At 49.7% G+C, this 18,168-nt stretch carries 20 protein-coding genes and 1 tRNA gene; 7 read left to right on the forward strand and 14 right to left on the reverse strand.

Features of this window, described 5'->3' with window-relative positions; all coding sequences use genetic code 11:
* Window positions 1-144 precede the first annotated feature (144 nt).
* The 6 genes from ACXAF9_RS03540 to ACXAF9_RS03565 form a co-directional block, all read right to left on the reverse strand.
* Entirely contained in the window at window positions 145-2,187 is a 2,043-nt protein-coding gene (locus tag ACXAF9_RS03540; protein WP_475070473.1) for a flagellar hook protein FlgE, read from the reverse strand.
* Between the two features lie 55 nt (window positions 2,188-2,242).
* The gene (locus ACXAF9_RS03545; RefSeq protein ID WP_475070476.1) at window positions 2,243-2,923 is read right to left on the reverse strand and encodes a flagellar hook assembly protein FlgD; all 681 of its coding nucleotides are present in this window, start codon (window positions 2,921-2,923) and stop codon (window positions 2,243-2,245) included.
* An 18-nt stretch (window positions 2,924-2,941) separates the two neighbouring features.
* Window positions 2,942-3,376, reverse strand: a complete 435-nt coding sequence (flgC, locus tag ACXAF9_RS03550; protein WP_475070478.1) for a flagellar basal body rod protein FlgC — start codon at window positions 3,374-3,376, stop codon at window positions 2,942-2,944.
* 2 nt (window positions 3,377-3,378) lie between these two features.
* Window positions 3,379-3,780: a flagellar basal body rod protein FlgB gene (flgB, locus tag ACXAF9_RS03555; protein WP_475070480.1), complete on the reverse strand. Its 402-nt coding sequence runs from the start codon at window positions 3,778-3,780 to the stop codon at window positions 3,379-3,381.
* Window positions 3,781-4,081: 301 nt separating this feature from the next.
* Entirely contained in the window at window positions 4,082-4,930 is an 849-nt protein-coding gene (locus ACXAF9_RS03560) for a CheR family methyltransferase (RefSeq protein WP_475070482.1), read from the reverse strand.
* Window positions 4,931-4,951: 21 nt separating this feature from the next.
* Window positions 4,952-5,896, reverse strand: coding sequence for a chemotaxis protein (locus ACXAF9_RS03565; RefSeq protein ID WP_475070485.1), 945 nt, complete (start codon window positions 5,894-5,896; stop codon window positions 4,952-4,954).
* 65 nt (window positions 5,897-5,961) lie between these two features.
* On the opposite strand from ACXAF9_RS03565, the gene flgA reads away from it, so the two are divergent.
* From flgA to ACXAF9_RS03585, 4 genes are all read left to right on the forward strand, one after another.
* Window positions 5,962-6,669: a flagellar basal body P-ring formation chaperone FlgA gene (flgA, locus tag ACXAF9_RS03570; RefSeq protein WP_475070487.1), complete on the forward strand. Its 708-nt coding sequence runs from the start codon at window positions 5,962-5,964 to the stop codon at window positions 6,667-6,669.
* Between the two features lie 111 nt (window positions 6,670-6,780).
* Window positions 6,781-7,092 carry a flagellar biosynthesis anti-sigma factor FlgM gene (gene flgM / locus ACXAF9_RS03575; protein WP_475070492.1) on the forward strand — a complete coding sequence of 104 codons (312 nt, stop codon included), beginning with the start codon at window positions 6,781-6,783 and terminating at the stop codon, window positions 7,090-7,092.
* A gap of 7 nt (window positions 7,093-7,099) precedes the next feature.
* Window positions 7,100-7,600 (forward strand): flagella synthesis protein FlgN, encoded by a 501-nt coding sequence (locus ACXAF9_RS03580; RefSeq protein WP_475070495.1) that lies wholly within the window; start codon window positions 7,100-7,102, stop codon window positions 7,598-7,600.
* 374 nt (window positions 7,601-7,974) lie between these two features.
* Window positions 7,975-8,050: transfer RNA gene (locus ACXAF9_RS03585), tRNA-Arg, on the forward strand.
* Window positions 8,051-8,084: 34 nt separating this feature from the next.
* Here ACXAF9_RS03585 and ACXAF9_RS03590 read toward each other — a convergent pair.
* The 7 genes from ACXAF9_RS03590 to ACXAF9_RS03620 all read right to left on the reverse strand — a co-directional run bounded on the left by ACXAF9_RS03590 (window position 8,085) and on the right by ACXAF9_RS03620 (window position 13,949).
* Window positions 8,085-8,621: an MFS transporter gene (locus ACXAF9_RS03590; RefSeq protein ID WP_475070499.1), complete on the reverse strand. Its 537-nt coding sequence runs from the start codon at window positions 8,619-8,621 to the stop codon at window positions 8,085-8,087.
* Window positions 8,606-9,277, reverse strand: coding sequence for an MFS transporter (locus ACXAF9_RS03595; RefSeq protein ID WP_475070501.1), 672 nt, complete (start codon window positions 9,275-9,277; stop codon window positions 8,606-8,608). Before ACXAF9_RS03595 ends, ACXAF9_RS03590 begins: the two co-directional genes overlap by 16 nt.
* 117 nt (window positions 9,278-9,394) lie before the next feature.
* Window positions 9,395-10,342: a 2-hydroxyacid dehydrogenase gene (locus ACXAF9_RS03600; RefSeq protein WP_475070504.1), complete on the reverse strand. Its 948-nt coding sequence runs from the start codon at window positions 10,340-10,342 to the stop codon at window positions 9,395-9,397.
* A gap of 45 nt (window positions 10,343-10,387) precedes the next feature.
* On the reverse strand, window positions 10,388-10,822 hold the full coding sequence (locus ACXAF9_RS03605; RefSeq protein WP_475070509.1) for a VOC family protein: 435 nt from the start codon (window positions 10,820-10,822) through the stop codon (window positions 10,388-10,390).
* Between the two features lie 94 nt (window positions 10,823-10,916).
* Window positions 10,917-11,069, reverse strand: coding sequence for a hypothetical protein (locus ACXAF9_RS03610; protein WP_475070512.1), 153 nt, complete (start codon window positions 11,067-11,069; stop codon window positions 10,917-10,919).
* Between the two features lie 97 nt (window positions 11,070-11,166).
* Window positions 11,167-12,309 carry an acyltransferase family protein gene (locus ACXAF9_RS03615; RefSeq protein ID WP_475070515.1) on the reverse strand — a complete coding sequence of 381 codons (1,143 nt, stop codon included), beginning with the start codon at window positions 12,307-12,309 and terminating at the stop codon, window positions 11,167-11,169.
* Window positions 12,310-12,341: 32 nt separating this feature from the next.
* Window positions 12,342-13,949 carry a response regulator gene (locus tag ACXAF9_RS03620; protein ID WP_475070517.1) on the reverse strand — a complete coding sequence of 536 codons (1,608 nt, stop codon included), beginning with the start codon at window positions 13,947-13,949 and terminating at the stop codon, window positions 12,342-12,344.
* Window positions 13,950-14,234: 285 nt separating this feature from the next.
* On the opposite strand from ACXAF9_RS03620, the gene ACXAF9_RS03625 reads away from it, so the two are divergent.
* The 3 genes from ACXAF9_RS03625 (at window position 14,235) to ACXAF9_RS03635 (ending at window position 17,518) form a co-directional block, all read left to right on the forward strand.
* The gene (locus ACXAF9_RS03625) at window positions 14,235-15,158 is read left to right on the forward strand and encodes a histone deacetylase family protein (protein WP_475070519.1); all 924 of its coding nucleotides are present in this window, start codon (window positions 14,235-14,237) and stop codon (window positions 15,156-15,158) included.
* 122 nt (window positions 15,159-15,280) lie between these two features.
* Window positions 15,281-16,291, forward strand: a complete 1,011-nt coding sequence (locus ACXAF9_RS03630; protein WP_475070523.1) for a polysaccharide deacetylase family protein — start codon at window positions 15,281-15,283, stop codon at window positions 16,289-16,291.
* A 30-nt stretch (window positions 16,292-16,321) separates the two neighbouring features.
* The gene (locus ACXAF9_RS03635; RefSeq protein WP_475070525.1) at window positions 16,322-17,518 is read left to right on the forward strand and encodes a carboxylate--amine ligase; all 1,197 of its coding nucleotides are present in this window, start codon (window positions 16,322-16,324) and stop codon (window positions 17,516-17,518) included.
* Here the strand turns inward: ACXAF9_RS03635 and ACXAF9_RS03640 are convergent.
* A complete protein-coding gene (locus ACXAF9_RS03640) occupies window positions 17,469-18,071 on the reverse strand; it encodes an arsenate reductase/protein-tyrosine-phosphatase family protein (RefSeq protein ID WP_475070530.1) in 603 nt (200 codons plus the stop codon). The genes ACXAF9_RS03635 and ACXAF9_RS03640 overlap by 50 nt on opposite strands.
* Between the last annotated feature and the right edge of the window lie 97 nt (window positions 18,072-18,168).

Genomic DNA, 18,168 nt, shown 5'->3' on the forward strand with positions numbered 1-18,168 from the left:
GTATGAGCAAGGGGTGTGCCAAATATTCAAACAGGCTTTTAAATAAAGCAGAACAGAGTGCCGTTTCAGGGGTACAAGAGGGGCAAAAAGAAAGGCCGCGATTAGGCGGCCTTTGGTTCGTCGTATTGACGTATGGAGGTGTTCTTAGATCTGTAGGATCGACTGAGTAACCGTGTTCAGGGTTTCCAATGTTTTGGAGTTGGCCTGGAAGTTACGCTGCGCTTCGATCAGCTTCACAAGTTCAGAAGACAAATCCACGTTGGATTGCTCCAATGCGGCAGACGTTAGCGTGCCGCTTAGGCCCGTTCCTGGTGGGTTCAAGACCGCAGAACCTGAATCAAACGTCGCGATCCACTCAGTATCACCGCTGGATTGCAAACCATCTTGGTTAGCAAACGTTGCGATGGCCACCAAGCCAAGCTCCTGGGTTTGACCGTTACTGAAGCTTGCCACCATTTCACCCGCTTCGGTAAAGGTAACACCGATCAAGTCACCCTTGGTGTAACCATCTTGAGACGAGCTTTTCACGATCGAATCCGACGCAAACTGGCTGGAACCTGTGATGCTCATCTGGATACCGGCCAAGTTATCAATGTCACCATCCAAAATGGCGTCATTCGGATTGGCAGGGTCAGCCCCAAGAATCGTGATATTAGGCGCTTCGGCACCCTCAACCGCTTCAATGCCATTCACCTCAGCCAGCTTACCGGTTGTGGTGTTGAACTTAATCATGATTGGGCCAACTTCGGTACGACCCGACGCAAAACCACTCTCGCCTGGGTCTACACTTTTACCAAGGTTCAACTGCGCTTCATCATTGAGATACGCGTACATGCGGTAAGACCCCATGAAGGAGTTATCCCCTTCTACGGTTGCGATATCGACCGTACCCGGCGTAGTTTCCACAAACGGGGTAAACGTACCGCCACTGATGTCCATCAACTCTACGTTACCGGCTTCCGGTGCGTAGGTGATGGAAATATTTCCGGTTAATGAGTCAAACTCAACGCTGTCGACATCTGGGTTTAGATCGATGATCTCTTGCTGATAATCTTCGATGGTTTCACCGACATCTTCCAACGTCATATCGGTATCCAGCTCGATGGTTACGCCACCAATCACAATCGAGGTGTTTTGATCCAGCGTAAACTCACCGTTGGCATTCACCGTAAAAACTGTATTAGAGTTATTCAGCGTGAACGTTTGAACTTCACTGGCCGAACGAGTCGATGGCACACCATCTTCTAGGTTAGTGATCGCATAATCAGTACCCGAAGAGTCCGACACGACCAAGTCGCCATAACTCGTTGAGTCCGCATTTAACTCAAAATTCAGCGTATTGGTCGCAGCCGTATAGGATAGGGTTGTGATATCGATACGCGGATCAGCGGTACGTAACGAGGTGATCTCGTTAGTGGTCATATTAGCGGTCGACCAATCAGTGCCCGAATCAATCGCCGTTGTCAGAGTCGCTAAATCCACACCAGAGATGGTCATGCTGTCGCCACCCGCCGTATCCAAAGCGCTCACGTCATACTGGAACTGCTCACGAACTGGCGCTTGCTCAACAAAGTAGTAACGAACGGTGTTCGAGTTACCTAAGCTGTCGAAGGTTTCAATGGTTGTAGAATATGTGTAAGAGCTGGCGTTGGTTTTATCGAAGCTACGTGACAGCAAAGAAGCATCATCGGCTGAATCGATATTGAATGACAGATCAATGGTTTCAGTGGCGTGCGGCGCACTCTCTTTTTCGGTAACCGCTAGGTTTTGCAGCGGCAATTGATTGCCTTGCTCATCCAGACCATAGCCCTGCAAGTTTTTGCCGTTTTTAGAGACGATAAACCCATCGCTGTCTAGCTCAAAGGCACCAGCACGCGTATAGGTTGTGCCACCTTGGTAATCTTTCAGCTGGAAAAAGCCCGAGCCGTTAATCGCCAAATCCAGGTTATTGTTGGTGAACTCGATGGTACCGGCGCTGTAGTCGGTCGCAATGTCCGAAACCGTTACACCCGAGCCTGGGCTATTACTGGAGCCTGCACCGACTACTGCGGTGGCATAAATATCACCAAACTCGGTACGCGATGCTTTATAACCTACGGTGCTGGAGTTGGCGATGTTATTACCGGCAACGTCCAGATCGGTTGTAGCGGCTTTGATACCGGTTACTGCTGTGTTAAAACCTGCCATAATTTTACCCTCTATTACCCTTTACCGCCCGATCCCCATCGAGGCTGGTGTGTATTTACCCCAATTGGAGAATGTCGTTGGTGCTGTAAGCACCTGCGTCGGTATTCACCTTCATACCAATACCGTTTTGACCCAACGTTACGCTGTTAACGGTATGGCCAATGTAAGAATCCAGTTGCGATGTTGTGCCGTCCGAACTTTGCTGTTGAATCACAACGGAGTAATTCCCCGCAGCGTTACTGCCGCCTCCCCAAGCAAACGAATGCTCGCCCGTCGCTTGCGCACCTTCTGACCAGCTATCTACTAAGGTTCCGGTTGAGTCGTAGATCTGTACCGTCACATTAGAAGCACTGGTATCCAGCGAGTAAGCGCCTTCAATCACACCACCTTCGGTCAGCGTGGCTTGATCGGTCAGCACAAATGCTTGCTGCCCAACCATCGACGACGCCTGCAACGCCGCTTGGCTTGCCATCATTTCGGAACTCATCTCAGTCATGGTCGAGGTCAGCTCTGTCATGCTTTCGACCATCGTCATGTTTGAGATTTGTTGCATAAAGTCCGCCGTGTCGGCCGGGCTGGTCGGGTCTTGATTCTGCAGCTGAGCAATCATCAGCTGCATGAACATTTGACTGTCCGACGTTTCCGATGAAGACGAGCTGCTGCTCGACTCTTGGTTGGCCGCATTGATCTGGTCGTAGACCGATGTAGCACTGACGTTGTTGTTTATCTCAGACATAGTGGCAACCTATCTAGGTTATTGGCCGATGGTCAGCACACGCTGAACCATTTGCTTAGCCGTATTCATAATTTCAGTGTTGATCTGAAATGCGCGGGACGCTGAGATCATGTCCGCCATTTCTTCCACCACATTCACGTTTGGGTAATAGACATAGCCGCTTTCGTCGGCCATTGGGTGCCCAGGATTGTACTCCATACGAAGCGGAGCATCACTCTCTACAATGCCAGCCACTTCAACACCCTGTCCCGGCAAAAGGCCGTTGTCACTGTCATGAACCTGCTCAAGCGTTGGTTGCTCTACACGAAACACAGGCTTACGAGCACGATACGTTTCATCCACACTGGAGCTCACACTGTCCGCGTTAGCCATGTTGCTGGCGGTGGTGTTCAAGCGCACGGTTTGGGCGCTCATGGCGGAACCGGCAATGTTAAAAACGTTCGTTAATGACATGGTTATTCACCCTTAATCGCTGAGGTCAGGCCTTTGAATTTACGATTTAACAGATCAAACGAGGTCTGAAACCCAAGTGCATTCTCGGTATAGCGCGCCATCTCTTGCTGTACATCAACCGTGTTGCCATCGACTGACGGTTGAGTAGGCATGCGATACATCAAATCGGCGGCATAATCAGGATCAATCAATCCGCTCTGATGCCCCGTATCCGTCTCGGCCAGCGCCAATGGCGAGTTAACACTCATTTCACCTTTAAGCATGGCGTGAAAATCAATGTCGCGGGCCTGAAAGTTTGGGGTGTCTGCGTTGGCAATATTATTGGCCAAAATTTCGGTGCGCTTAGTCCGAAGCGTTAATGCTTCATCGTGTACCCCAAGTGCTTTATCGAAACTGATGGCCATTGTTGCCTCCTAATCATGCTTGCAAGATATAAAGCAATTAGGATGCCAAAAACATAAACCAATGTTTTTACTAAACTTTATAAGAGATAAGGCAGGAGGAATAACGTTCAAAATGATAAAGCGGCAAGGGCCTGCCGCTCTGGCTACTCGCAGCGACAGGCCTGTTTGCCGCCCTACTTTTTAACACTTACCCAAGCGGCAACAGCCAGACCAACCATCGAGCTACTTGCCAACGGGCAGATACAAAAAAGCCAGACACATCGCCTGGCTTTTCCAATTGATTACGCACGCTAGCTCGCGTCTAAATCGCCTGATAGATAATCCCAGGGCGACAGTGCACCATGGAATAAAAATCATTGAGGCCCGTCATGGATTCAGAAGCCCCCAAAACGAGATAGCCGCCTGGGGCAAGCTGTTTACGCATCTTTTTAAGGATGTCGGCTTTCAACTCAGAGGAGAAATAGATCAACACATTTCGACAGAAGATAATGTCAAACTGACCCAAAGAGTTGTAATCGTTCATCAAGTTGTAGCTTTGAAAGCGCACTCGATTTTGAATAACCGGGTTGATCACCCAAGAGCCTCGCTCGGTGGCTTTAAAGTGCTTTTGTAAGCGACCTTTATCAAGCCCGCGCCCCAAAGCCAGCATCTCGTACTCACCCGAGCGCGCCTGAGCCAACACATGGGATGAGATATCGGTTGCCAGAATCTCCTCACCGGATGGGAATGCCCCAGGGTTAGCCTGTTTGTACTCATCCAGAATCATACTGATCGAGTAAGGCTCCTGCCCGGTTGAGCACGCCGCCGACCAAATCCGAAGCCGCTGCATCCCTTTTTTGGTTTGCAGCTCAGGTAAGAGTTGGTTTTTAAGGAGGTCGTAGGGGTGGGTGTCACGAAACCACAGTGTTTCATTGGTGGTCATCGCATCGATGACTTGCTCTTTAAGTCGCCCATTACCGGCACGCGTTAATGCACGAAGAAGATCATCCAAAGAGCTCATGGACTGCTCTTTCATGATCTTCCCTAACCGGCTTTGCACCAAATACTGTTTATGTTCGGCCAAAAGAATGCCGCAACTTTTTTCCAAGTACTCACTGAACTGCTTGAATTCATCCTTGGAGATCGTAAAACTGCCAAGTGGATCAGTCATAGAGATACTCATCAGTTTCGCTTATCCGCGTTGCTTTTCAAACTTGCGAATCCTGTCTACCACTACACCTGCAAGGTCATCTGGGTTGAACTTCGCCAGGAATCCATCCGCACCTACTTTCTTAACCATGGACACGTTGAAGCCACCACTGAGCGATGAGTGCAAGACGATAAACATCTTATCCATACGCGTGTCTTCTCGAACCATCGACGCCAAGGTGTAACCATCCATCTCCGGCATCTCGATATCGGAGATCAGCATCAAGAAGTGCTCGTAGATATCCACTTCTCGCTCGGCTAAGTCTTTGAGCAACTTCCAAGCCGCCGCACCGTTATTGCAGGTGGTGACCTTGATGCCCAAATCTTCCAAGGTGCGCTTCATCTGGTTCCGCGCAACGCTGGAGTCATCCACACACAAGATGTGGTATTCAGCCGCTTTGGTTTTCACCTCTTTGGTCGCGATCTCTTCACTGACCGCTGTACTCATTGGGTACAAGTCAGCCAAGATTTGCTCGACGTCCAAGATCTCGATCAATTTACCTTCGTGCTCAAAGACAGCCGTTAGGTAGTTTTCCACACCGATCTCAGCTGGCGGAGCCATGATCTGATCCCAATGCGTATTAAGGATACGATCGACTTTGCGAACCAAAAACGCCAAGGTGCGTTTGTTGTATTCCGCAACAATCAAGAAGCATTTACGTTGATCTTCTTTGGGAACAGCAGGTCGGCCAATCGCTTCGGATAAGTCCAATACCGGAATGGTTTCCCCCCGGATATGAGCCATACCTTTGATGGCAGTGGTCAAACGTGGTACTTCGGTAAGTTCTGGACATTGCAGAACCTCCCGCACTTTAAACACGTTAATACCATAGATCTGTTCGGTCTGAAGCCCGAACAGCAACAGCTCTAATCGGTTCTGCCCCACCATCTGGGTACGCAGGTTTACAGTATCTAGAATACCTGACATGATCTACACCAAATCCAATGTCACTAATCAGTGGCACCACGAACCCCTGTAAGACAGGCCAGCCCGTGAGTTTTATCGTTCGTTACTTAATTGTCGGCACACTTAGCGTCTTATTTAGCGTTTTTATTTCGCCAACGCATGCCGCCGCCCGTATTTCGTTGGAAGAACAAGTCTTCTCGGCACTCCAGCGCCATTACGGCACACTTTTTCCCAAAGCTGATATCACTATAGACATAAACTCGATAAACGCAGGGATAAATCAGCGAAAATGTCAAAATTTGTCGATTCCGCTTGAGCCGAAGATCCCATCTGGGGGGCGTTTAAGCTTGCGTGTGTCCTGTAACGACCCAACCACTTGGCACACATATGTCTTAGCCAAAGTGGCCATCAATCTGCCGGTCGCCTTCGCTAAACGCACCATCCCAAGGGGAACTTCCATCAGCAGCGCCGATCTGATTTTTCACAAAGCGGATGTGACCGAGCTAAACCGAGGTTTTTTTAAAGACCCCGCAGAAGTGCTGGGGTATGTGGCTCGACGGACCATTTCGGATAAATCGATCCTGACGCCCTCCACGTTGGAAGCGCCCATGCTGATTCAAAAAGGCCACAGCGTCATGATTGAAGCCGGGCGCGGTGCACTGACCATCCGCACACAAGGAGTTGCACTTGAAGACGGTGCTAAAGGTGAGCAAATTTCGGTAATGAATTCACGCTCACAAAAAGTGATAAAAGCTTATGTTCTGGGGCGTGGACGTGTGACAACCCAGCCGTAAGTGGTTATACTTTCAACAGTTTTAGCATTGTAAAGAAAATGTACAATTTCTCTAAAGTTCTTTAAGCCTAGGCCGCTAAATGGAGTAGGAACTAAATAGAGGGTTAAATTTATGGCTATCGATTTCAACAGCTCCAGTGCTCAACAAGCACTGTTAGCGCGTGACAAGATCACGACACAGAAAACAACGGGCACGTCTGAAACGTCCCAAGTTGCGACAACAACACCAGTTCGCCAAGATACCGTTGAGCTAAGCGATACAGCGCTTGCTCTTAAAGCGGCGGACGAACAGATCGCGAACACACCAGACATTGATTCGGAGAAAGTAGCGCGCCTGAAAGCCGCTATCGAAGATGGCTCCTACCAGGTCGACGCAGAGCGCGTTGCGGGTAAGATGCTCGACTTCGACAAGTTGATGGGTTAATCACACCATGGCTTTCTCGCCCTCTATCCTCCAGAATCTGCATGCCCTCACATCCGAGGGCATTGCGCTTTTACAGCAGCTTAAGCAGAAACTGGATGCCGAGCAGGATGCTCTTGTTGCACGCGACATCGATGCGATTCGCAATTGCGCTTGTGAGAAAGCCACCCTTCTTCAGTCATTTGATAAAAACAACACTGCCCGTGCGAATGCCATGACCCAAGCCGGTGTCAGTGTTGATCGTAAAGGAATCGACGCGTTAACCGCTCAGATTCCTGACCCTACCGCTCGCGACGCGTTCACCCAGATGTGGAGTACGCTCGAAGCGGAACTCAAAGATGTTATGGACGCCAACCAGCGCAACGAATTAATCTTGATGCGCAACCGCAAAAGCCTTGATCAACTGATGGGCTTAATGCGAGGCCACGGCCAAAAACAAGGTAATACTTTGTACAACGCCAAAGGTTCTAAGGGCAATTACAGCTCTCAATCGCATATTGGGAAAGCGTAAGGCTCTAAAGAGCCTAGAAAAGCGGCTAACTCAACGCCCTATACATTTATCTTGTCGCCCTCATAAACATATAAATAAGAGGGAGCATTGACTAGGAAAGCTGCGAATAAGTCCTCCACTCGACAACCACGAATAATTAAATCCTTTACTTTCAATAAGATATTTTGGCCGAATGCTTACGGAAATGACTTATTCGCAGCTTCCCTAAACGTAACGGGGTATCAAGCCATACTATCTTTTTTAGAAATATATTAATAGAACAGAGCTTGAGCTGAAGGAGGTGATGCTTGAACTAGATAGCTCTTCAAATATGGCACATAGAATGATTCTAAGGGTTTAATTTCATTCAAAAATCCGTACAATCACACCCCTTCCTCCCTGTAGTTCAACAGGATAGAACGAGGCCCTCCTAAGGCTTAGATCGGGGTTCGAGTCCCTGCGGGGAGGCCATTTTGTTAGATGGCCTAACGGGAAGATGTCATTTTTAGCGATGTTGTGTACGTGCACTCATCGCAATCAGCGCCGCCATTAAGGCCACACCTGCAGCACCGTAGAACACCCATTCAAAGCCCGCTTTATAGCTGATGATCGCAAGTCCTTGATCCAGTATTGACTGCCCTTGCTCTCGAAATTGCCCAGTTACAACCCACTCCACACTTTTAATGTCTAAAGAGCACGAAACGTCATGGCACAACCGTGTGTTCAATGCCTCTTTAATGCCGTTTGCCAGTACCGCCGACCAACCGGCATAACCGATCAGCATGCCGACAAATCGGGCTGTGGTACTTACGCCTGAAGCCATGCAGGCTTTCTCTTTAGCGACCGAACCTAAAATGGCCTTTTGCGTTTCGCCATTGATCAACCCGCCACCGGCTCCCAATAGGAACATGCCCATAAAGAACAACCAGGTCGACTCACCACTTGCAACGAACGCAAGGGCTTCATTACCCAAGGCAATCACCAACAAGCCAATGGCTAACAACTGATGAGACGTTACCCGTAGCGCTAACCGACGCGCCACAAAGGGAAAATCGCGGCCATAACCTGAGCGGTGGCCGCATAGGCAAACATGGCGATCACACCACTGACAAAGGTGTAGGACTTGAACAGTCGCAGCTCCAACATCGGGTTAACGGATGACAGCTCGCTGTACACAAAGAGCAACAACCCAATGCCACCCGCCAGTGCCGCCCCGATAACAGGCGTACTGCCCCACCCCATTAATGGGCCGTTGATGATGCTCCAGACACACAGCAGCATTGCGGTACTGAAAATACCGGCTCCTTTCCAATCAAAGCGACCTGCCTTGGGTGCTCGGGAATCCTCCAGCGCCTTTAGGACAACCAGAATTAACACCGCACCGACGCCCTGCAACGCGCGTGCGGCAATCAAGGTTGTCATGTTGACCGCAAGCCCTGATAAAAACGCCGCTACCCCAAAGAGTGACACACCCATCATAAAGATCCGCTTGCGGCCAAACCGATCCCCCATGGCACCTGCAAACAGCAGGAGTGAGGCAAAGCTCAGTAGAAAACTGCTGTGAACCCACGCCATTTCGGAGAAATCCGCCTGTAACTCGGCCGTGATACTCGGAAGGACAACCCCAACAAGATTGGTATCCAATATCGTCAGCGCACAACCGACTGACGCCGTTAATAAGAGTGATCGCTTTTCCACACACATCCCTTTTCATCTTGACCACTTACAGAAGATAAGCCGCCTCAAATAAGCGATGCTGCCAGAGAGAAGCTGTCGCGTGCAGATTCAAACGGGGCTAAAAACAATGGGGACAGATCAGTAACCACGCTGTTTATCCACAGTCGGCGGCAGCACACCCGTTGCTTGGTAACGTGCGATGTAATCAGCAACGATCTTTGCCGCACTGTTGCGCGACGTAGGCGCAGAAATATGGGGCAACACAGTCACGCTTGGATGAGCCCATTGCCAAGCCTCTTTGGGCAGTGGCTCCTGATCAAACACATCCAACACGGCGTGATCGATGGTTTTGGTATCCAACGCGTTTTTCAAAGCCGTTTCATCGATGATCGGCCCACGCGCAAAATTAATCAGGGATGCGCCCGTGGGGAGGACTTTCAGTAAGTTTTCATCCACCAGCGAGCGAGTACTCGGCGTAAGCGGCAATAAGATCACTAATATATCGGTGCTTGCTAGCATGGTGGGCAGCTCATCACCGGCGTAACACGTTACACCCGAAAGCGCTTTACGGCTTTGGCTCCAACCTGCGACCTGAAAACCCGCTAAGGCCAAGCGTTTGGCACTGGCTTGACCAAGCTCGCCAAGCCCCAACAGCGAGACGCGCTTTTGAGAGGCCGGCGTATAGTCGTGTTCCAACCATTGTTGGCGTTCTTGCTGTTGGCGGTACAAGGGCATTTGTCGGTGTAAGTAGAGCGTCCACGCCAACACCGCTTCAGCCATGGTGTCAGCAAGTGCAGGGTCCACCAGACGAACAATCTCAATATCGGAGTGCTGTAAATCCGCCAGAAGGCGCTCTACCCCCGCCCAAACGCTGTGTACCCATTTAAGGTTAGGTAACTGCGTAAGATCAGCGGGGTTGGGGTTCGCCACTATCGCAAGTCCGACCTCAGCTTTTTGTGCTGCGCTCATCTGATTAAGCGGCAAAACGGTCGCATCCGCTATCACATCAGAAATCGCATCATTTAAGGCCGTAAGCCAAGCCTCTTCAAATGGATACGCGTTGGGGCACAAAAAGGGGATCAACACAGCCGATAGCACTCCTAAAAGATTTAGCCCAAGTATTTAGCACTCTTATTTAGCGAAGAGCGACTCCATATTGGCAAAGGCTTTTACCTCGATAGCGTTCTCGGATGGGTCCAAGAAAAACATCGTCGCTTGCTCGCCCACTTCGCCTTTAAAGCGAATGTACGGCTTGATGATAAAGTCGATGCCTTTATTCGTTAAGCGCTCTGCCAACGCGTGCCATTCATCCATCGGCAACACGACGCCAAAGTGACGCGCTGGTACTTTGTGGGAGCCCACATCGCTCATCGCGTTGCATCCACACTCCTCAGGTGCAACGTGTGCAACGATCTGGTGGCCGTAAAAGTTAAAATCACACCAGTACCCCGGTGAACAGCGGCCTTCGGTGCAACCTAAAACATCACCGTAAAAGGCACGGGCTTCTTCAAGCTCACGAACAGGAAACGCTAAATGAAACGGAGGGATAGCAGTGGATTGGCTCATTACGGTACTCTTTAATCTTATTTATAAAAGATCAGATTAGCGTGCCATCTATTAACGAAAAATCGAGTAATTCTGATCATTAGCATTATTAACTTTAATAGATCCAGCAACCATCACCATTAACGGCAGCGATACGCCCAGCACGACACGCACCCGTGTTTGAGGCCATTGTGCTCGGTACTGATTCAGCATCGGGATTAACCCACGAGACTGAACCGAAGCAATACAGCATCTCAATCAGATTCATGGCATTCGACACTATACCGTGTTTAACCTGATCACTTCCGGTTAATCTGTGCCTATTTTATAGCATTTTTTAACAACTGGATTGATCAGTATTGAGCCTAAGCAGACGCTTCAGCCTTACGGAGCCTCAGACGCGCCACTTTATTAAAGAGCGCCACGAACAAGGCCTTCCAATCTCGTTTGCGGTGCTCCGTGATAAACCCTAGGAAAAACACACTGACAAACACTAACCCAATCACCAGAAAATAGGTGCTCACATCATCCGGATCACCACTGACCAAAGCACCGAAGAACTGCATTAACGGCTGATGGGATAGATAAAGAATAAAGGTAAAACTCGATGCATAGCGGATGGCATTCACCCAGCCTTTTGAGAGTTCCGGCAGGTCCGCACTTATGCGACGAAACGCCATAAAATTGATTACGATGATCGGCGCTAACAGATAATCACTCAAAAAATACTTCGAGAAGGTCAGCTGCTTATATAGCCATTCACCGCCGACCTCTCGCAGCCAATTGGCAATTTGATATTGAACATCAAAGTGGTGAAACAAGACAAAAGCCGTTATGGATGCGCTCCATAACGCGACCGCAACCCACAGGTATGAGATGACCGCGGCTTTGGCATGATAGAGCCAGACACCCGCTAACCAGAGCGGCATCAAGAGTAAGATTTTGGGGCCTAAAAATAAGCACAGCAGAGCGATCACCGCGACTCGGGTTTTGCCTTTTAAAAAGACGAAAGCGGCAAATAAAACGTAGTACCAGACCTCGTAACAGAGCGACCAATAAGGGACGTTCGAGAAGCTCATGATCGAGACAAACCACACTTCATTTAAAAACAAAGCACTGCTGATGATGCGCACATACCAAAGATCATGCGTGGTTTTATCCACATAGAAGTCAGGATTCATCGCCTCACCAGCAAAATCTAGAAGCGGGGTCAGCAGTAAGACGGGGATCGCCACCGAGTAGATCCGCGCTAAGCGATTCACCGCATATTGGTTGGGCGTTTTCTCTTTTTGATCGGTGACATAGGCGATCACAAAGCCCGAGAGCACAAAAAAGACGATGACCGCCGAGTGACCATAGCCACCCATCGGGACATTCTCGGTAATCAGGGTTCGCCAATTGGAGTGGTACAAAAGCACCAAGAGTGCCGCCAGTAAGCGCACCACATCTAAATACAGCGAGAAATTTTGATTCGGTAAACCGGCCGGCGAGCGGACATCCTTGGTCACCACAACACTCCATTTAATCCATTAGGGTTCGGTTATTTTAATAATGCCCCTAAACTGCCTTTGGGTAAACGCTGCAGGTCAGTTTCAAGCGATTGTTCAAGCAGCTGACGTTTGGCTAACTCTTCGCCCTCTAGCGCCATACGCTGAGTTAATCGCAAGTAGCGCTGGACCATTTTAAGTCGCTCTTCGCGGCGGTCGGTTTGCTGAACCGCACTTTCAAGAAACAGCTGAGCCAAGTTCAACAAGGCCTTTGCGTTTTTCGCATCGTGCTCGATGGCCAAACCAAAATATCGAATGGCTTGCGCGGTTTTGGCCGCATTGTAATGGGACACCCCAAGACGATTCACCTTTTGGCTCATCTCTGGGTCGCGCTTATGAGTAGCCGATTTTTTCGCGGTGGCCGGCACCGGCTCATCACTGGCTTTTTCAAGTACAGGGGTTGGGTCACCTAACACATCAATTAGGCTGCGCTTAATATCAATCTCTTGGCCAAGCTCTTTGGCAATCGACTGGGCTTTTTGCGCCAACTGTTTGGCGTGCTCCTTATCGCCCATGTCCAAACTGACTTGGCTTCGCAACAGCGTACTTTGCATTTTAAACGCCGCATCATGTGGAAACTGAAAACCGCCGGTATTGAGTAAGCCTTCGACCTCATTAAAGAGTTTGATCTGGTGGCGCTCATTTTGACCTTTCATCTCCATGCGCTTCACATTGGCAAGGCGAAGAAAAGGCTCGGCCGAGCGATAACAACTGGTCTTGTTTAATACGATGGATCGTCTGTACGCCAAGTCCGCCTGATCCAAGCTTTTGTTAAATACCGCAAGCTTTCCTAAGCGCATTTGACGCAGCAAACTTTGCGGTGATTGCTCGGTTGCTGCAAGAATCGCCTCTTGTGCGTTTTGCAAATCGCCGCTTTTTTCGAGCACATCCGTCAATAAATCATAGGACTGCATAAACAACGGATACTTTGCGATGCTCTCGGTCAGGACTTTTTTGGCATCCGTTAACCGATCTTGTCCAATGTAAGCTTGTGCCAAACACGGTCCGCTCTCTTTTTCGTTAAGACGGGAAAAGCGGTGCTTAAAGAAATGCTCGGCCTCCTCAAAGCGGTTCATTTGCAGCAACAACTGCCCTTTCATCAACTGAACATAATCGTAATTGCTACCGACAACCTCGACCTGATCACACAAGCGTACCGCTTGATTGAGATTCCCCACCAACACCGCTTGATGCACCGCCTCAAGCGCTTTTTTACGCTCAAGCACGACATCCAATCGGTGTTTTAACTCGGAGGCGCTAAAAGGCTTACCAATGAGCAGATCCGGCTGGCTATCCAGTGCATGCAAGACCGTTTCTTGCGAGGCATCGCTGGTCATAAACACCCAGCAGGCCGAAGGATGTATCAGTTTTCGGTAGCGGGCTTCTTCTAATAGTTGCAGTCCCGTGTAGGAATCACGGGCGTTGTGACCCAGTAACACCAAGTCAAACTGCTTTTCCTGAAGGGTTTCAAAGACTTCAAGGTGGGAGCTGATGGGTAGGATCTCTTGAATGCCAAGCTGGCGAAGAATAAACACAATGGTCGCACGCATGTTGCCCACGCTCTCAATCAGCAGCACGCGCTTTTGTGAATAATCGACCATTGACTCAAGATTCCTACTAAATATCTGATTACTAATCAGTATAAGAGGCCATTTGAGGATGTGAAAGTACCGAATACAACAAAAAAAAGCACCGACGAGGGTGGGCGTGCGGTGCTTAATCAGTTCTATGCTGTCTAGTCATACTAAGGCAACCCGCCAAGCCCGCCTATGACTCAGATCAAAAAACGGAGTAATGCATTACGTAATTCATACCAATGCATAGACGCGCTGCTGGCTTTTTTTCAGTAGACTGATCCCTTAGACGGTTATAGCTATAAAGATAAAATGACAACCACCTTCATCAGTCACGACGACTGTACCCTTCATAATTTGGGGCCAGAGCACCCAGAAAGCCCTGTTCGCCTGATGGCGATCCGTAAAGTGCTGGAAAAAACCGGGTTGATCCAACAGCTTGAACAGATGCAAGCGGTGCACGTTTTGCCGGATCAAATCGAGCGAGCCCATGCGCCGCTGCACCAAAAGCGTTTAATGATGCGTCAACCCAGTGAAGGCGTAGTCTACACTGACGACGACACGGCCCTTTGCCCAGACTCCTTGCACGCGGCAAGCCTTGCAGCAGGGGCTTCGATTTTGGCCACCAACCGAGTACTCAGTGGTAAAAGCACTAACGCCTTTTGCGCCACACGCCCGCCGGGGCATCATGCTGAGCATAACCATCCGATGGGGTTTTGCTTTTATAACAATGTCGCGATCGGCGCTTTGCAAGCGCTTGAACACCCCGAGGTTAACAAGGTCGCGATTTTGGATTTTGACGTTCACCACGGTAATGGCACGGTGGATATCTTTAAAGATAACCCCGATGTGTTGGTGTGCTCGAGCTTTCAGCACCCGTTTTACCCCGAGCGCTACGCGGACATCGTGCGTGATCACATCATCAACTGCCCAATGGAAGCGCACAGCGACAGTAAGGTGTTTCGTCAGTTGATCGAATCCCGCTGGCTACCGGCCCTTCAACACCATAAGCCAGATATGATTTTTATCTCGGCAGGGTTTGATGCCCACCACGAAGACCCGATGGCCGATATCAATCTGGATGAAGAGGATTATCGCTGGGTCACACGTCTGATCATGGACGTTGCCCGCACCTATTCCAAAAACCGAATCGTCTCGGTATTAGAGGGCGGGTATAACCCGATCTCGCTGGCGTTCAGCGTTGAAGCCCACCTAGAAACCCTAGCGGGTTACTGATGCACCGGTGACATGCCCCTTCTTCTATAAGGGGTGTTTCGTCACAGGGCAAATGCTACTATTAGCTCCCATACGGATATGGGTTCTGCCCTCACTTATACGAAACGGTCAACGGAGAGACGATGTATAAGCCTCCTCATGCGCGCACCGAAGTGCTGATTACCATTGATACCGAATTTTCCATTGCTGGCGCCTTCAGCCAACCCGATTTATCACCGGTATCAGCCCCTGTTGTGACGGGAGCCATCAAGGGTAAAGAGCACGGTTTAGGCTTTATGCTGGAAACCTTTGATCGCTATAACACCAAAGCGGTGTTTTTCGTTGAGGCGATCAACCGATGTCACTTTGGCCTTGAGGAGATGGGCCAATACGTCGAGCGCATCAAACCCCATCATGATATTCAGCTGCACACCCACCCCGTGTGGGCAGTGTATGACGGTAAGCGCCTGCAAGAGAACCCACTATTCCCGCAAAACGATTCATTAGTTGGGCGAAGCTTCGAGCAAGTCAGCGCGGTACTAGAGATCGGCAAATCGGCATTCGCCGACTGGGGGTTGGATGCCCCGATCGCAATCCGCACCGGCAGCTTGATGGTGGAGCCCGAACTCTACCCCTGCTTTGCCAAAGCCGGATTTAAATGGAGCTCCAGTGTGGGCGTTGGCATTTACCCGCCAAACGATATTCGCCTGCACCTAGAACATAATGAGGCGATCATCAGCGGCGTTACCGAGCTGCCCGTCACCACCTTTGCTGATTTTCCGACCAGCCGTAAAGGGCATCGTAAAACCTTACAGGTAACCTCCTGCAGCTGGCCCGAGACCCAAGCCGTTCTTGAGGATGCCCATCGCAAAGGTGTAAAACGTGTGGTGATTTTGACCCACCCGTTCGAGTACTTTAAGCGTAAAGATTTCCGCTATTCAAAGTTACAACCAAACCGAATCAATCAGAACCGCTTAGCCCACCTTTGCCGTTTTCTGGATGAGAACCAAGATCGCTTTTACTCAACCGATTTTGTCTCAATGGACACCACCCCGACCGAGCCTGTGAACACATCGCTTCGATCCAAGCATGACGGACAAGCCTTGATCCGAGCGGCACACAATAAACTCAACGACACCCTTTGGTCGTATTAAACCTGACAACTGCCCATCTGGAGTGATGTGATGGAACGCACAAAAACGTTAATTTTATTGGGCATGGATACGCCGACCGGTTTATGCATCACACGGGAATTGGGCGAGGACGGGGTACGAGTCATTGGCGTCTATGGCTCGCGATTTTCGGTGGGAGCGGCATCAAAATATACTTTTGCCAAACACAAGCGCGCGCCAAAAGAAGTACTGATCGAGCAGTTATTAAGCTTGATCGCGCACTACCAAGCCGATGCTTTTTTGGCCGTTTCCGAAAATGACATTCAATGGATCAATCAACATCGAGAGCAGTTTTCCATCCCCTTGATGTTTCCGGACCAAGCGCGCATGGCCAATGTGTTAGATAAGCAAAGTACTTATCAACAGGCTAAACAATGCGACGTGCCCACACCGCGCTCTTACCAGATCCACTCTTTAGATGCGTTACAAGGCCTTGAGTCACAACTGAGCTATCCGGTTGTGATCAAATGGCCAGACCCCATTGCGATGATTCACACACTGCAAGCGCATCAACTCCCTTTGATCAAAGCCGACTACGCCGACAACCTAACCGAGCTTGAGCATAAGCTTGCCCCTTACCAATCGCTCGGTCAATTTCCATTGATTCAGATCTACCATAAAGGGCACGGTTTAGGTCAGTTTTTCTTGATCCACAACGGCGAGGTTATTCAGCGTTTTCAACACAAACGCATCCATGAATGGCCACCCGAAGGCGGGTATTCAACCTACTGCGAATCCCTTGATAACCACGATCACCACGCCCTGTTTGAAAAATCAGAGGCGCTGTTAAAGTCGCTTAATTGGGAAGGCGTTGCGATGGTCGAATACCGCTTTGATGAGCAAAGCGGTGAAGCGGTATTAATGGAGATTAACGGTCGCTTTTGGGGGAGTTATCCACTGGCCTATCACGCCGGTGCCAAAATGGCTAAGCTCTATTTTGATGCCGTTACCGGCCAACCGGTCAACGCCCCCACTCCCAAGGCGGGGGTTCAGTGTCGATTTATGATCCCTGAAACCAAACGCTTGATCCGCGTATTACTTCAACCAAATAAGATTCAAGATAAGCAATACATCAACACACCGCTTAAAGACCTAAGCCGCTATCTAGTGGCGTTTATTCGTCCTAAAAGCCACTATTTTGTGTTCCAATGGAAAGACCCTAAGCCGCTTTTACAGGATCTTTGGGGGATTCTTCGTGGTCGATTTTAGGCAGTTTTTCCACCAAGTGCTGGCACGCCTCTTCAATGCGATTAAAGCAGGTCGTGAAGTAATCATCACTGAGCGTGTGCGGGTCGTGCAGGTGGATAAACTGTTTCTGAGTCAGCGCACCGAGCAGTAAGATCTGAGCCTTCTCCCCGTACACAGCTCGCAATTTATGAGCGTGTCGAATCTCCATCGCCAAGAGAAGATCCCCCTCCTGCCATTGATAGTCACTCATGTCCGTTGCGGTGTGTGTCTCTAAACTTTGCCCACGAGCCATCGCTTCGCGTCTGGCTTGATCGGTGGCCGGAGCCCCTGTTGTGGTCGAAAGCCCCATTGAGACGATGGGAAAATCCGTTAACGAGCGGGTGTAGACATGCCCGTAGGCACTTCGATTGATGTTACCTAAGCAGACAAACACTAAGCGCTTTACGGTGCTCGGCTGCCAGGTCATAAAGGAGTTAACACGCCCAAGACGCGCTTCGATGCGAGCTAAGGTTAATCGAATCCAGCCTCGGTAAGTGCCATAACGGCGGTTAATCGCATCCATGATGGTCGACATCGTCTACTGCTCCTTAGCAAACCCATTTAAAGAGCCTGAAATGGTAAATTCCAGACACAAAAAAGGCCATCAAAAGATGGCCTTTTTAGATAAGTAG

The sequence above is a fragment of the Neptunomonas sp. ABH4_499 genome (assembly GCF_056160565.1).

Coding starts and splice junctions, on each gene's coding strand:
- ACXAF9_RS03630 (WP_475070523.1), top strand. CDS start 15,281: ATGTATAAGCCTCCTCATGCGCGCACCGAAGTGCTGATTACCATTGAT.
- ACXAF9_RS03640 (WP_475070530.1), bottom strand. CDS start 18,071: ATGTCGACCATCATGGATGCGATTAACCGCCGTTATGGCACTTACCGA.
- ACXAF9_RS03610 (WP_475070512.1), bottom strand. CDS start 11,069: ATGAATCTGATTGAGATGCTGTATTGCTTCGGTTCAGTCTCGTGGGTT.
- ACXAF9_RS03560 (WP_475070482.1), bottom strand. CDS start 4,930: ATGACTGATCCACTTGGCAGTTTTACGATCTCCAAGGATGAATTCAAG.
- ACXAF9_RS03605 (WP_475070509.1), bottom strand. CDS start 10,822: ATGAGCCAATCCACTGCTATCCCTCCGTTTCATTTAGCGTTTCCTGTT.
- ACXAF9_RS03635 (WP_475070525.1), top strand. CDS start 16,322: ATGGAACGCACAAAAACGTTAATTTTATTGGGCATGGATACGCCGACC.
- flgC (WP_475070478.1), bottom strand. CDS start 3,376: ATGTCATTAACGAACGTTTTTAACATTGCCGGTTCCGCCATGAGCGCC.
- ACXAF9_RS03625 (WP_475070519.1), top strand. CDS start 14,235: ATGACAACCACCTTCATCAGTCACGACGACTGTACCCTTCATAATTTG.
- flgB (WP_475070480.1), bottom strand. CDS start 3,780: ATGGCCATCAGTTTCGATAAAGCACTTGGGGTACACGATGAAGCATTA.
- flgM (WP_475070492.1), top strand. CDS start 6,781: ATGGCTATCGATTTCAACAGCTCCAGTGCTCAACAAGCACTGTTAGCG.
- ACXAF9_RS03565 (WP_475070485.1), bottom strand. CDS start 5,896: ATGTCAGGTATTCTAGATACTGTAAACCTGCGTACCCAGATGGTGGGG.
- ACXAF9_RS03545 (WP_475070476.1), bottom strand. CDS start 2,923: ATGTCTGAGATAAACAACAACGTCAGTGCTACATCGGTCTACGACCAG.
- ACXAF9_RS03540 (WP_475070473.1), bottom strand. CDS start 2,187: ATGGCAGGTTTTAACACAGCAGTAACCGGTATCAAAGCCGCTACAACC.
- ACXAF9_RS03580 (WP_475070495.1), top strand. CDS start 7,100: ATGGCTTTCTCGCCCTCTATCCTCCAGAATCTGCATGCCCTCACATCC.
- ACXAF9_RS03620 (WP_475070517.1), bottom strand. CDS start 13,949: ATGGTCGATTATTCACAAAAGCGCGTGCTGCTGATTGAGAGCGTGGGC.